At 71.3% G+C, this 13,439-nt stretch carries 11 protein-coding genes; 4 read left to right on the forward strand and 7 right to left on the reverse strand.

Annotated features, from left to right (window positions below):
* Positions 1-18: 18 nt before the first annotated feature.
* The 5 genes from AC08OX_RS08575 to AC08OX_RS08595 form a co-directional block, all read right to left on the reverse strand.
* Complete coding sequence (locus tag AC08OX_RS08575; protein ID WP_476607319.1) at positions 19-1,314, reverse strand: DUF58 domain-containing protein; 1,296 nt, start codon at positions 1,312-1,314, stop codon at positions 19-21.
* A 9-nt stretch (positions 1,315-1,323) separates the two neighbouring features.
* Positions 1,324-2,253 (reverse strand): AAA family ATPase, encoded by a 930-nt coding sequence (locus tag AC08OX_RS08580; RefSeq protein WP_476607327.1) that lies wholly within the window; start codon positions 2,251-2,253, stop codon positions 1,324-1,326.
* Positions 2,250-3,920, reverse strand: coding sequence for a DUF4350 domain-containing protein (locus tag AC08OX_RS08585; protein WP_476607320.1), 1,671 nt, complete (start codon positions 3,918-3,920; stop codon positions 2,250-2,252). The genes AC08OX_RS08580 and AC08OX_RS08585 overlap by 4 nt, the downstream gene beginning before the upstream one ends.
* 139 nt (positions 3,921-4,059) lie before the next feature.
* On the reverse strand, positions 4,060-4,752 hold the full coding sequence (locus AC08OX_RS08590) for a DUF4129 domain-containing protein (RefSeq protein ID WP_476607321.1): 693 nt from the start codon (positions 4,750-4,752) through the stop codon (positions 4,060-4,062).
* The gene (locus tag AC08OX_RS08595) at positions 4,749-5,666 is read right to left on the reverse strand and encodes a DUF7847 domain-containing protein (RefSeq protein WP_023839914.1); all 918 of its coding nucleotides are present in this window, start codon (positions 5,664-5,666) and stop codon (positions 4,749-4,751) included. The genes AC08OX_RS08590 and AC08OX_RS08595 overlap by 4 nt, the downstream gene beginning before the upstream one ends.
* Positions 5,667-5,995: 329 nt before the next feature.
* Here AC08OX_RS08595 and AC08OX_RS08600 point away from each other — a divergent pair, with 329 nt between their 5' ends.
* From AC08OX_RS08600 to AC08OX_RS08610, 3 genes are all read left to right on the forward strand, one after another.
* Entirely contained in the window at positions 5,996-6,832 is an 837-nt protein-coding gene (locus AC08OX_RS08600; RefSeq protein ID WP_476607322.1) for a ComF family protein, read from the forward strand.
* Positions 6,833-7,163: 331 nt separating this feature from the next.
* Positions 7,164-7,967, forward strand: a complete 804-nt coding sequence (gene hpf, locus AC08OX_RS08605) for a ribosome hibernation-promoting factor, HPF/YfiA family (RefSeq protein WP_476607323.1) — start codon at positions 7,164-7,166, stop codon at positions 7,965-7,967.
* 128 nt (positions 7,968-8,095) lie between these two features.
* Positions 8,096-8,809 (forward strand): response regulator, encoded by a 714-nt coding sequence (locus tag AC08OX_RS08610; protein WP_476607324.1) that lies wholly within the window; start codon positions 8,096-8,098, stop codon positions 8,807-8,809.
* 17 nt (positions 8,810-8,826) lie between these two features.
* On the opposite strand, the gene AC08OX_RS08615 is transcribed toward AC08OX_RS08610, so the two are convergent.
* Entirely contained in the window at positions 8,827-9,384 is a 558-nt protein-coding gene (locus AC08OX_RS08615; protein WP_035940907.1) for a GNAT family N-acetyltransferase, read from the reverse strand.
* Positions 9,385-9,685: 301 nt separating this feature from the next.
* On the opposite strand from AC08OX_RS08615, the gene secA reads away from it, so the two are divergent.
* Positions 9,686-12,670 (forward strand): preprotein translocase subunit SecA, encoded by a 2,985-nt coding sequence (gene secA, locus AC08OX_RS08620; protein ID WP_476607325.1) that lies wholly within the window; start codon positions 9,686-9,688, stop codon positions 12,668-12,670.
* 25 nt (positions 12,671-12,695) lie between these two features.
* On the opposite strand, the gene AC08OX_RS08625 is transcribed toward secA, so the two are convergent.
* The coding region (locus AC08OX_RS08625) for an Rv3235 family protein (protein WP_476607326.1) at positions 12,696-13,439 on the reverse strand (744 nt) is incomplete at its 5' end.

The raw sequence follows: 13,439 nt of genomic DNA on the forward strand, positions 1-13,439 counted from the left end.
AGATCTAGGAAACTCCCGCTAGAGCCGGCCGAGGGATTTCAGGGTGAGGTAGGTGTCGGTGACGGCCGCCGCGTAGCCGCTCGGCGGTGCGTCCACCACCTCGACCCCGCGGCGGCGCAGCGTCTCGGTGAGCTCCCGTCGCCGCAGCAGAGTCTGTTCGGCAGCCGCGGCCGCGTACACCTCACGGACGTCACCTCGGCCGGTCGTCATCTCGTCCACGCGCGGGTCGCGCAGCGCCGCGACCACGACAGTGTGCCGCGCGGCCAGCGTCGGCAGAGCCGGGAGCAGCCCCTCCTCGATCACCGCCGGTACCAGGTCGGTGAACAGGACGACCAGGGACCGCCGCGAAGTCCCGCGCAGCACCGTCGACACGATTCCGCCATGATCGGCCTCGATCAGGGCCGGTTCCAGGGTGGCCATCGCGTCGCTCATCCGGGCGAGCAACCCGTGATCGTGCCCGCCTGGCAGGGTGATCCGAGGAACGCTGTCGTGCGCCACGAGACCCACCTGGTCACCCGCGCGTAGCGCCACCGCGGTGAGCAGCAGCGCGGCGTCGAGCGCGTGGTCCAGGCGGGGGGTATCGCCGATTCGCCCGGCCGAGGTCCGACCCGTGTCGAGTACGCAGACGACCCTGCGGTCACGCTCCGGTCGGAAGGTACGGACGACGACGGTCCCGCGCCGGGCGGTACCCCGCCAGTCGATCAGCCGAACGTCGTCGCCGATCACATAGTCCCGCAGGCTGTCGAACTCGCAGCCGGCGCCCGCGCCGCGGATGGCGACCTCGCCCTCGACCTCCCGCAGCCGCGCGAGAGCGGCCGGCAGATGGCGGCGTGACGTGAACGGCGGCAGCATTCGGACCCGCCATGCGCAGTGATGCCGTCCCTGCCGGCCGGCGAGGCCGAGTGGCCCCAGCGAACGGACCGTGATGCGGAACGGCTCCCGGTCGCCGCGCCGGGTCGGATGCAGCGTCGTCTCCAGGAAGCGCCGCTCCCCCGCCGGAACGGTGACCCGGTGCTCCCGCGGCCGGGACCCCGAGGACGGCGGCCAGGCGTCGCGGATGTGGGCACGCACCGTGCGGGTGCCGCCGTTCGTGACGCCGAGCACCAGCGGAACGGGCTGACCCAGCCGCCCGGCGGTCGGTCCGGAGCGGCTGAACTCCAGCGTGCGGACCCCACCCGCCAGGGCGAGGTCGAGGGCGACCAAGCCCACCACCACCAGGTCGACCAGCACGAGGGTCAGGCCCGGGGCAGGGGACAGGACGACGACCAGCGCCCCGAACAGGGCCAGTGCGACGGTACGGCCGGTGATCGCCACCGTTTCCGCCTACCGGGGCACCGGAACGGTGGCGAGTACCTGTTCGAGCACGACGTCGGCCGTCATGCCGTCCAGTTCGGTCTCCGGACGGAGGCTGATCCGGTGCCGCAGGGTCGCCCGGGCCAGCGCCTTGGCATCGTCGGGGGTCGCATAGCCGCGTCCCGACAGCCACGCCCAGGCCCGGGCCGTCGCCAGCAGCGCGGTGGCGCCGCGGGGGGACACCCCGAGCTGTACCGACGGTGCCGCGCGGGTCGCCCGGGCCAGATCGACGATGTAGGCCAGCACCTCCGGGTGGACTGCGACGGTGAGCACCGCGGCGCGGGCCGCCGCGAGGTCCGCTGGCCCCGCGACCGGGTGGACCCCCGCGGCGGGCAGGTCGGAGGGGTCGAACCCGTCCGCATGGTGGGCGAGGACACGGACCTCGTCGTCGCGGGGTGGCAGTGGCAGCGTCACCTTCACCAGGAAGCGGTCGAGTTGCGCCTCGGGAAGCGGATAGGTGCCCTCATGTTCGATCGGGTTCTGGGTGGCGAGGACTGCGAAGGGGGCCGGCAGCGGCCGCGGGACGCCCGCCACACTGACCTGACGCTCCTCCATCACCTCCAGCAGGGCGGCCTGCGTCTTCGGCGGAGTCCGGTTGATCTCGTCGGCCAGCAGGAGGTTGGTGAAGACCGGGCCCTCCCGGAAGGTGAACTCGGAACTGCGGTTGTCGTACACCAGCGAGCCGGTGACGTCGCCGGGCATGAGGTCCGGGGTGAACTGCAGGCGCTTGGTGTCCAGTGCCAACGCGGTCGCGAGCGTGCGGACCAGCAGCGTCTTCGCGATGCCGGGCACCCCCTCGAGCAGTGCGTGTCCCCGGCACAGCAGGGCGATGACGAGCCCGCTGACCGCCGCGTCCTGACCGATCACCGCCTTGGCCACCTCACCGCGCAGCGCGATCAGGGCCCGGCGGGCCGTCTGCGTGTCCGGTGGTGCCGGCTGCTCTCCCGGACCCGGCGCCGCGGCGGACGACGATGCGGTCGAGGGCGGGGGGCTGTCGTCGGCGCGTCGATGCGTGGGGATGTCACCGTATGCCTACCTGTCGATCGAGCTCGTCGAGCGCGTGGGCCAGCGCCAGCAGCGCCGCGTCCTGCGTATCGCGTCGAGGGGCGCCGGCGCCGGCCCGGGGAACGCCCGCCGCGGCGGTCCGCTCGGATCCGCCGTCGGCGATACCGTCCGGTTCCGCCGGATGCCGCCCGCTGTCCGTTCTCGGCCGGGTAACGGCCTGACTGGTACCAGTCCCTGGCCCGCCCGAGGTGACCGGGCGGTCCGGCGGTCTGCGGCGGCATGCCCGAACCGTACAGGAGCGATCCGATCTCCGAGGGTGACCGTCCCGTCTGCTCGCTGGCAGTGGTCACCAGAGCGACGGGATCGGGGCTCAGGGAACCGGCAGGGGTCCAGGTCAGGGGCAGGCCCATCCGTTCGGCCAGCCGGACGCGCGTCCCGGCCCGCAGCGCGTCGGCGGTCCTGTCCCGGGCGTGTGCCGCCGCGTACAGCCGCCCGCGTCCCTCGACCGTCTCGGCCGCCCGGACGACCACCGGAAGGGGCTCCGGCACCGGCGGCCCGAGCCGCCGGCCACGCCACAGCGCCAGCAGCGCCAGGACGACGACGATGTGCAGAAAGGTCCACCAGAAGGCGGACGGCAGCAGATCCATCATGCTTTTCGTGCCGACCCCGCCGGCCCCACCCGCGTTGGGTGTGATCCAGGACAGTACGGGTTGCCGGGCGAGCAGGCCGAGGGCCAGCGCCGCGTTCCCCGTGCGACCGAGGTGCTCGTTGGTGAGGAACCCCGCCGAGCCGAGCAGCAGCCGCCCGCCACCGGCGCGTGGTGAGCCCGATCGGGTGGGGGTCAGCACGGCGAGGCGTGCCTCGCCGTGCGGGTCGCCGTAGCACAACGAGACCGCCATGTCGCCGAGACCGGCTCCGTCGCCCTGGCGGGTGAAGGTCTCGTCGGCGCCGATCGAGGTTGTTCCGGCCGTGGTCGCCTCGGGTAGGAGGCACCGTGGATCACTCTGCTCGCCGCTGGGCGCGGAGCCTGCTGTGACCACCCCGACATTCAGGGCACCGAGCACCGTGGCGTCCGGCGCCACGAGGACGACGTCGGCGCCCTGCCAGACCCGTCCGAGCAGGGCGATCAGCTCGTCATGGGTGAGTCGTCCCGGATGGACGACGACCAGCGTCGCCCTGCCGCCCGCCCCGGCTGGACCGACCCCGCCGCCCGGACCACCGGGGTTCGGCCCCTGCCGCCGGCCGCCGGAAGGGTTGTCTGTGGCGGACACGATGATCCCGCGTGCCCGCAGGATCTCGGCCAGGGCCCGGGTTCCTCCGGGCTCGGCGGAGGCCACGTCCAGGTAGGCCTGGCCGTCGGGCCGCCCGGCCAGCGCCGAGACGACCACGTAACAGAGGACCAGGACGCCGAGGACGGCCACCACGAGGATCCCGCGGCGCACCGCTGGGGGCCTGGGACCGCTGCGCAACGCGCTCGGCGACCCCCGCCCGGACCGGCCGCCGGCCGTCCCGCCGCCACCGAGATGGTCACCGGTGATCGCCGGGGCGCCGGGGATGGTCATGCCGGGACCGCGAGGGTGCCCGCGCCGCCGGTGCCGCCGGTGCCGTCTGTGCCGCCCGCGCCGCCGGTGCCGCCGGTGCCGTCTGTGCCGCCCGTGCCGCCCGTGCCGCCCGTGCCGTCTGTGCCGCGACGTAGCTGGATCAGGGCGCGGTCGGCCTCGACCAGGACCCGGTAGCCGGCCGCGGACCCCGGGCGCCCGCCGTACCAGATCTCGCTAAGACCTCGACCGCCGCGGCGAGCGCCGCGGTCGGCTCGAACTCCGTGCCGGGTCCACCGCCCGCCGCGCCCGTCGTCGCGCCCGGCCGGTCTGTTCCGCCCCGGGGTTGCCCGCCGGCGGGGGACGGCGCGATTCTCGCCACCTCCTCGACGAGTTCACCGGCCGTACGGCCGGGGCGCGGATCGAGCACGTCCTTCTCCTCCAGCATCCGCACGATGGCCCGTAGCCGGGACCGAACCGCCTCCGCATAGGCTCCGCCGGCGGCGTGGCCGTCCGCCTCGGCACGCAGCTGCGCCGCGGTTGACGAACTGGACAGGTCGTTATCCTCCCGCCTGATACGCGCGCTGCGGCGCACCGGGCCGAGGCACCACCGCAGCGCCACCGCCACGACGACGAGTACGAGGACGAGCGCGAAGACCCCGAGACCACCCGACCCTCCGCCGGGGCCGTCTCCGCCGGGGAGCAGCCAGTGGACCAGATCCCCGATCCTGTCGTCGATCCACCGGACCGCCCGGCTCCACCAGCTGGGTTCGGAATTTCTGTAGAGGTGCCTGGAAAGTTCCCGTCGAGCCTCCTCCCGAGCTCCGTCCCGAGTGACGGGACCGCCGAGCGTCATCCGGAGGGCCGCAGGCCGGCGGTGCGGGCGCGGGCCGCCTCGGCGAGGGTCACGTCCAGACCCTCGCGTCTGATCCTGAGGTCGACGTAGAGCAGGACGACGGCTCCGGAGACGATCGGCGTGGAGATCGCGGTGGCGAGCAGACTGCCGATCGCCTGGACGATGTAGCCGGTGACGGTGAGATCACCCCTGATCGGGTCGCCGAACACCGACTCGGAGGAGGCCATCACGATGCTGGCGGCGATGGCGAAGATCGCACCGAGGAACCCCGCCACCAGCATGGCGAGCAGCAGAATACCGAACGTCCGCCACCATGATCCACGCACGATCGCGATCGACCGTCGCAGCGCGTCGCGCACGGTGCCGCCCTCGAGGACGTACGCGGGCGTGGCCAGCGCCAGGTAGACCCCGACGACGATCGCCCCGACCAGCAGCGCGATCAGCCCCAGTACCACCGACAGCGCCACGATGACCGTGAGGCCGAGCAGGCCGGGCAGCCGCGGCGCGACCCGTCGGACCGCGTCGATTGTGGTGATTCGGCTTCCCAGGATCGCCTCGCTCACCACGACGCTGAGCACCCCGGAAAGAAAGAGCCCGAGGATGAGATCGAGACCGAGCATCGCGACGGTGATGGCGGCCCTGGCGCCCGGCGACGCGTCCTCGCCGCTGATCGCGACGGTGGTGGACACCGTCTCCACCACCGCCGCGGCCGCCACCGTCACCCCGACGGTCGCGCCGGGATTCGTGCGGATCGTGGCGAACGTGCCGTCCAGGATCTCGCCCAGAGCGAGGGGGCGCAGCGGGATGATGCCCGGTTTCGGGACGGCCGGGCCCCACCGCCACTGTCCCCACGGGCCCTGCGGGGCGCCGGGCGGCGGGGTGCCGGGCGAGGCCCAACCGGGTCCGTCGGCCATCGGTGTGTCTCCACTCGTCGCGGTCGGTGTCGAGGTTCGAGGTGTCGAGGTAAGGATGCCGTGCTTGTGGTGGGCATGCCGCGGCCGCTGTGAGGATTCTGCGCTCTCGGCCAGGATGGATGCTGGCGGTGCCGGCGGAATTACGCGGTCTGGCCGGGATGTGCCGGCCGGGATGTGCCGGCCAGGCCGGCCCCACCTCGGCTGCGGGGCCGGTGGCCGACCGCGTCGCCCGGGATTGTCCACAGCCGCTTCGCGACTGCCGGGGGCGGTATCCACAGATCACCACTCGGGGCTGGTCGGCCCGCGACCTGCGGCTGATCCTTCCTGTCATGCCTCGAGCCACGTTGTCCCTGCTCACCAGGAATCTTGCGATTCTCGCTGATCTGATCATGCCGCTTGCCTGTGCCGGATGCGGCGGCTGGGGGGCGTCGGCGTGCCCGGCGTGTGTCGCCGAGCTTCGTGGTCCCGTGTTCCTCGCCGCCGCGGGCTCCCTGGCCACCCCGTGGCGGCGAGGGCTGCCGCCGTGCCTGGCCGCCGCCCGCTATGCCGACCGGGTCCGGGCGCTCCTTCTCGCCTACAAGGAGCGTGGCCGGCGCGACCTGGCCGGTCCGCTGGGCGGTGCGCTCGCCCGCGCGGTAGCGCGGGCGGTGTCGTCGGGCGCGGGGGGTGCCACCGACGTGCATCCCGGTCGCTGTCCTCGCGGGCGCGGTGTGGTGCTGGTCCCGGTGCCTTCGAACCGCGCCGCGCGGCGTCGGCGTGGTTTCGACCACCTAGAGCTGCTGTGTTCCGTGGCGGCCGCGGTCCTGCGCCGACGCGGGCACCGGGTCGGAATCGCTCCCGTGCTGCGGCCGGTGCGGCACACGGCGGACCAAGCCGGGCTGGGGGCGGCGGCACGGTTCGTCAACCTCACGGGCGCCTTCGGCCTGGTCGGTCCTGCCCGCACGGCCCGGCTGGTGCGGGCCGCCGACGATCTTTCGGACGGACCTCCCGCGGACCCGTGCATCGTCGTGGTCGACGACGTACTGACGACGGGAGCCACAGCGGGTGAGGCGGTACGGGCCCTACGAGCCGGCGCCCTGCGGGCGAGCGCCGTCGCCGTGGTGGCTGCTTCGAGCCCGACGCGCGGACGGGACCGCTTGCTCGCAATGACGGGGCCGTCGGGGTGAAACTACCAGTACGCACCGCCTGACCAGGCAGTCGGCGCAACGGCCGAGTGGCCCGACGGAGCGGGAGTGACCACTTGTCGGTCGCAGTGCACTCGTCGTGCGGATACCGGGCCGGCGGACGGAGTAGCGCCGCCGCTGAAGGGAAGGGAGCCGAATGCGGGCAGCCAGCCGCAGAACGTTGGGAAGGTGCGACAACCGTAGATAGGGCGCCCGGGGGATCGTCTCGGCCCGGCGGAGACGGTTCCCTCCGGAAGCTCCGAGACACCGGCGCACGGTCGGCAGCTTTGGCGAGGGCCGTGGGCGTCGGACAGGCGAACAGGAGGTGGATCGCGTGGACATCGTGGTCAAGGGCAGGCACACCGCGGTTCCGGAACGGTTCCGCAATCATGTCCAGGCCAAGATCGCCAAGTTGGAACGGCTGAATTCCAACATCATCCGGGTGGATGTCGAGCTGTCGAAGGAACGCAACCCCCGGCTGTCCGACGTCTGCGACCGGGTCGAGCTGACCGTGTACTCACGGGGTCCGGTGATCCGGGCCGAGGCCGCCGCGGCCGACTGCTACGCCGCCCTCGACCTGGCCGCCGGCAAACTGGCCGAGCGGCTGCGCCGGGCCGCCGACCGGCGGGTCCGCCACCACGCCAACCACGCTGGAGCCAAGCCGACCGGGATCACCTCGGTTCCGCTCGGCAGTCTCATGCCGTTGGAGGGCACGAAGCCGGCGGCTGCCCTACCGACCGGTGCCGAGGAGGCCGGTGCCGCCGGAAGGAGTGGCAGCGGCGGATCCAGGCCGGTCGTCGCCGCCCCGGCCGACGAATCCACCGCCAGGATCGGTGCGGGCGAGCAGAGCGAGCAGGCTCCGCTGATTGTCCGGGAGAAGACCCACGAGGCGGAGCCGATGTCGCTGGAGGAGGCTCTGTCCAACATGGAACTGGTGGGGCATGATTTCTATCTCTTCCTCGATGTCGATCTTGGTCTCCCCAGCGTTGTCTACCGGCGGGTCGGTTACGACTACGGTGTCATCCGGTTGTCCGGTTCGGCGGCGGCCGGCAGGTCGGGGCCGGGAGGCGCCGACCAGCGGGACGAGCGGCCGTCGCCAACCCGAGGCGCCTTCGTGAGCTCGGCCGCCGCCGTTTAGACGATCTGAAGGCCGAGTCCGCCGGCCGACGTGCGACCATTTGCCTCGGGTGTCGGAGTACACGGCGCACCGCCCCGCGTGGAGGCACGCGGGGCGGTGCGCCGCGGGCAGTGGTCCAGGGAGGTCAGATGACGGTGGAGGAGCAGCGCTCTGAGGAGAGGCTGCCGACGCCATCGGAGGCGAACCCCATCCGGGTGCTGATCGTTGACGACCATGCGCTGTTCCGGCGTGGGCTGGAGATGGTGCTGGGGCAGGAGGCTGACATCGAGGTCGTCGGGGAGGCCGCGGACGGTGCCGAGGCGGTGACCATGGCTAAGGAGATGGCGCCGGACATCGTGCTCATGGATGTGCGGATGCCGCGCCGTGGCGGGATCGACGCCACGAGCGCCATCAAGGAGGCTGTCCCGAGCGCCAAGATCGTCATGCTGACCATCAGCGACGAGGAGGCCGACCTCTATGACGCGATTAAGGCGGGGGCCATGGGCTACCTGCTGAAGGAGATCTCTATCGACGAGGTCGCCGCGGACATCCGCGCGGTGTACGGGGGGCAGAGCCTCATCAGCCCGTCCATGGCGTCGAAGCTGCTCAGCGAGTTCGCAGCCATGATTAAGAACAAGGATGACCGTCCGCAGCTCCCTACCCCCCGGCTGACCGACCGGGAGATGGAGGTGCTGCGGCTCGTCGCCAAGGGCATGAACAACCGTGACATCGCCAAGCAGCTCTACATCAGTGAGAACACGGTCAAGAACCACATCCGCAACATCCTGGAGAAGCTCCAGCTGCACTCCAGGATGGAGGCGGTCGTGTACGCGGTCCGGGAGAAGCTGCTCGAGATCACCTGAGGCCCGGTCGGGGGGCGTCACCGCGGCGCGGGATCGTCCGGTAGGAGCGATCCCACCCAGCAGTCCCTCCGGTTACCGTCGCCCAGCAGCAGGGCCCGGCGCAGGGTGCCCTCCACGGTGAAACCGGCCTTCTCGGCCACGCGGCGGGACGCGAGGTTGCCCACCGCGGCCCGCCACTCGATCCGGGCCAGCCCCAGAGCTCCGAAACCCCAGCGGGTCAGCGCGGCAACGGCCTGGGAGGTCACTGCCCGCCCGCGCGCCGGCGCCGCGCACCAGTAACCAATCTTCGCGTCGCCGTCGCCGGAGAGATCCGTCAGTCCGACCGAGGCAAGGAGTTGCTCGGTCGTGGCATCCACCACCGCGAACAGCGCCCCGGTCCCGCTGGCCCAGCTCTGCGGCGACTGGCGTGAGACAAAGTCCACCGCGTGTTGGTACAGATACGGCGTCGGGACTCTCGTCCACCGGCTTATCTCCGGGTCCTGGCAGGCCAGGTGTACGGCGTCGGCGTCCCGGGGGTGCCAGGGGCGCAGATGTAGGCGGCCCGCCGTGATCTCCGCCGGTTCGAGAGGTGCCACACTCCAACCTTGCACCGGCCGCCACCGTTGCCGCCGATCCAGGGCACCCATCCGCGCTCCCGGTCGTTGGACAGTGCGGCGTGGCATGGGCGGACCATGCACGCCGTGTTGTCATCCCGTTCTGGTCGTTCCCGTCCGTACGACCCCTGGCCTCGCTCGCCGGCACCCCTTCCCGTCGCCCGCTCCTCACCGGTCCCAGCCGGAGGAACCGCGCGCGGATGGATGTTGTAGGCGGCTGTCGAAGGGCTAGCATCGTGGAGTCGGTGACCTCGCCGACGCGCCTGCCGGAGGAGTTTCGCCCGTGGTACTAGACAAGATCTTGCGTGCCGGCGAGGGCCGGATCCTGCGCAAGCTCAAGGCGATCGCCGAGCAGGTGAACCTGATCGAGGACGACTTCACCGGCCTGTCCGACGGTGAACTGCGAGGCATGACCGACGAGTTCCGCCAGCGGCTCGCGGACGGGAAGGAGACCCTCGACGACCTGCTACCCGAGGCCTTCGCCGCCGTGCGCGAGGCTGCGCGGCGCACGCTGGGCCAGCGGCATTTCGATGTGCAGATCATGGGGGGCGCGGCCCTTCATCTCGGCAACATCGCCGAGATGAAGACCGGTGAGGGCAAGACGCTGGTCTCGACCCTGCCAACCTACCTCAACGCGCTGGCCGGTAAGGGTGTGCACGTCATCACCGTCAACGACTACCTCGCCCAGCGCGACGCCGAGAACATGGGCCGGGTCCATCGTTTCCTCGGCCTCACCGTCGGGGTGATCCATCCGCAGATGCCGCCGGCGGTCCGGCGGGCCCAGTACGCCTGCGACATCACCTACGGCACCAACAACGAGTTCGGGTTCGACTACCTCCGTGACAACATGGCCTGGAGTTCGGAGGAGCTCGTCCAGCGTGGCCACAACTTCGCGGTCGTCGACGAGGTGGACTCCATCCTCATCGACGAGGCCCGCACGCCGTTGATCATCAGCGGTCCAGCGGATCATCCGACCAGGTGGTACACGGAGTTTGCCCGGATCGCCCCGCTGCTCGAACGCGATGTCGATTACGAGGTCGAAGAGGGCAAGCGGACGGTGGCCATCACCGAGTCCGGGGTCGAGAAGGTCGAGGACCAGCTCGGCATCGAGAACCTCTACGAATCGGTGAATACCCCGCTCGTGGGCTACCTGAACAATTCGTTGAAGGCCAAGGAGCTCTACAAGCGGGACAAGGACTACATCGTTACCGACGGTGAGGTTCTCATCGTCGACGAGTTCACCGGCCGCGTGCTCCACGGTCGTCGCTACAGCGAGGGAATGCACCAGGCGATCGAGGCCAAGGAAAAGGTCGAGATCAAGCAGGAGAACCAGACCCTCGCGACGATCACGCTGCAGAACTACTTCCGGCTCTACGACAAGCTCTCCGGCATGACCGGTACCGCCATGACCGAGGCGGCCGAGTTCCACCAGATCTACTCGCTCGGGGTCGTCCCCATCCCGACGAACAAGCCGATGATCCGGCTCGACCAGCCGGACGTCGTCTACAAGACCGAGATCGCGAAGTTCGACGCCGTGGTGGAGGACATCGCCGAGCGGCACGAGAAGGGCCAACCGGTCCTGGTCGGCACCACCAGCGTCGAGAAGTCCGAGTACCTCTCGAAGCAGCTTCGCAAGCGTGGTGTGCCGCACGAGGTGCTCAACGCCAAGCACCACGAGCGGGAGGCGGCCATCATCGCAGAGGCGGGCCGCAAGGGCGCCGTCACGGTGGCGACGAACATGGCCGGTCGTGGTACGGACATCATGCTCGGCGGTAACCCGGAGTTCATTGCCCAGGCCGAGCTGCGCCAGCGCGGCCTCTCGCCGATCGAGACCCCCGAGGACTATGAGGCGGCCTGGCAGGAGGCCCTGGAGAAGGCCAGGCAGTCGGTGAAGGCCGAGCACGAGGAGGTCGTCGACGCCGGCGGCCTGTACGTGCTCGGCACCGAGCGGCACGAGTCCCGGCGCATCGACAACCAGCTGCGTGGCCGGGCCGGCCGGCAGGGCGACCGCGGTGAGTCGCGCTTCTACCTCTCCCTCGGTGACGATCTCATGCGGTTGTTCAACGCGGCTGCGGTCGAGGGCATCATGGATCGGCTGAACATCCCCGAGGACGTCCCGATCGAATCGAAGATCGTGACTCGGGCGATCCGATCGGCCCAGACCCAGGTCGAGGGGAAGAACTTCGAGATCCGCAAGAACGTCCTCAAGTACGACGAGGTCATGAACAAGCAGCGCACCGTGATCTATGAGGAGCGCCGCAAGGTCCTCGGCGGTGCCGATCTCCACGAGCAGGTGCGTCACTTCGTTGACGACACCGTCGAGGGATACGTGCGCGGCGCCACCGCCGACGGGTACCCGGAGGAGTGGGATCTCGACACGCTCTGGACGGCGCTCGGGCAGCTCTACCCGGTCGGTGTGGTGGCACCCGATGTCGATGATCGTGACGGGCTCACTGCCGATCACCTGCTCGAGGACATCCAGGTCGACGCGCAGGAGGCGTACGACCGGCGGGAACTCGACCTCGGCGACGGCCCCGACAGCGGACCGATCATGCGGGAGCTGGAGCGACGGGTCGTCCTCGCGGTCTTGGACCGCAAGTGGCGCGAGCACCTCTACGAGATGGACTACCTGCAGGAGGGCATTGGGCTGCGGGCGATGGGACAGCGGGACCCGCTGGTCGAGTACCAGCGTGAGGGTTTCGACATGTTCCAGACGATGATGGAGGGCATCAAGGAGGAGTCCGTCCGGCTGCTGTTCAACGTCGAGGTCCAGGTCGCGGGGCAGGAGGAGGCCGCCAAGTCGGTGGGCGTCGAGCCGGCCGTGTCCGCCGCTCCCGCACCGCCGGCCGCAGCCGCGACCCTGCCCGCTCCGGCGGTGCCGACGATTCCGGACGGCGCCGGTCCCGTCGCGGACGCGCAGCCCGTTCGCCCCGCGGCGGCCCGTCAGACTCCGCCACCCCCTTCACCGGTTCCGTCCGCACCGCCGCCGGTCTTCGTCAAGGGGCTCGAGCCGCGGCGGCCGACCGGTGGCCTGCGCTACACCGCGCCGTCGGTCGACGGTGGATCCGGGCCGGTCACGACCGTGGATGGCAGGTCGGGACTGGGCCGCCCGGCTGGAGACGGTGCGCTCAGCGCCGCCCGCGGCGAGGCCGGCACGGCGCAGCCCGGTGCGGGCACGCGTCCCGCTCGCAACGCACCCTGCCCGTGTGGGTCGGGCCGCAAGTACAAGCGCTGCCACGGCGACCCGGCGCGCCGCAACACCGAGTGATCCATCTCCGGGGCCGGTGGCCGCACTAACCCACCTGCAGGGTCGTCACCCGCCAGCGTCCGCTGGACGACTCCATGCGCAGCGCGAGTGCGGCCACCCGGGCACCTCGGCTGATGACCGCCGAGACCTCGGCGACTCCGGGGCGCGGTTCGCTGACCCGTACGCTGCGGACCTGACCCCGCCTGCGATCCGTGGTCTGGGCGACGATGCGTTCGAGATCGTTCTGCAGGCGGGGCGTCGTCCATCCGGCGAGATGCGAGGCCGGGCGCACCCCGCCGAGCGTCTCGACGATCGCTCTGACGATGACCACCGCCGTTTCCCGGGGCGGTGGGTTCGTCCGACTCCCGGTGGGGTGTCCCGGCCGCGGACCGGCTACCGGATCGAGACCCGGCACCGCGTGTGACGCCGCTGATCCCATGCCTGTGCCCGTGACCGTGCGCTCGGGCATGGCGAGGTGCCGAGGAGTCCGATCGACCGTCGTGCCACCGGGCTCGGTCTGGCCGTCCGCACCGCCACGGCGGCGTCCGCCGCCTCCCGGGGCGGTCACGGGCCGGCCTGGACGATCGGCGGTGGTGCGTCCGGCCGGCCGCACCCGGGGTCGGGGCGGCCTTGTCGACGAGCGGGTCGGGGCGCCGGCCGACGAGGAGCCGGCCTCGTCGTCATAGGGCGGTTCGTGGGGGGTGATGGGAAGGCGGCGCATTCCGGGGGCCGGAACTGGACGCCGGGGCAGGGTCAGGGCGTAGGTGGCGGTCACGGCAGGCTCCGGAAG

Source organism: Frankia sp. CoBUL1, assembly GCF_978021245.1.

Excerpts from the sequence above, each read along its gene's own strand:
- AC08OX_RS08585 (WP_476607320.1), bottom strand. The coding sequence starts at position 3,920 with ATGACCATCCCCGGCGCCCCGGCGATCACCGGTGACCATCTCGGTGGC.
- AC08OX_RS08610 (WP_476607324.1), top strand. The coding sequence starts at position 8,096 with ATGACGGTGGAGGAGCAGCGCTCTGAGGAGAGGCTGCCGACGCCATCG.
- AC08OX_RS08595 (WP_023839914.1), bottom strand. The coding sequence starts at position 5,666 with ATGGCCGACGGACCCGGTTGGGCCTCGCCCGGCACCCCGCCGCCCGGC.
- AC08OX_RS08600 (WP_476607322.1), top strand. The coding sequence starts at position 5,996 with ATGCCTCGAGCCACGTTGTCCCTGCTCACCAGGAATCTTGCGATTCTC.
- AC08OX_RS08590 (WP_476607321.1), bottom strand. The coding sequence starts at position 4,752 with ATGACGCTCGGCGGTCCCGTCACTCGGGACGGAGCTCGGGAGGAGGCT.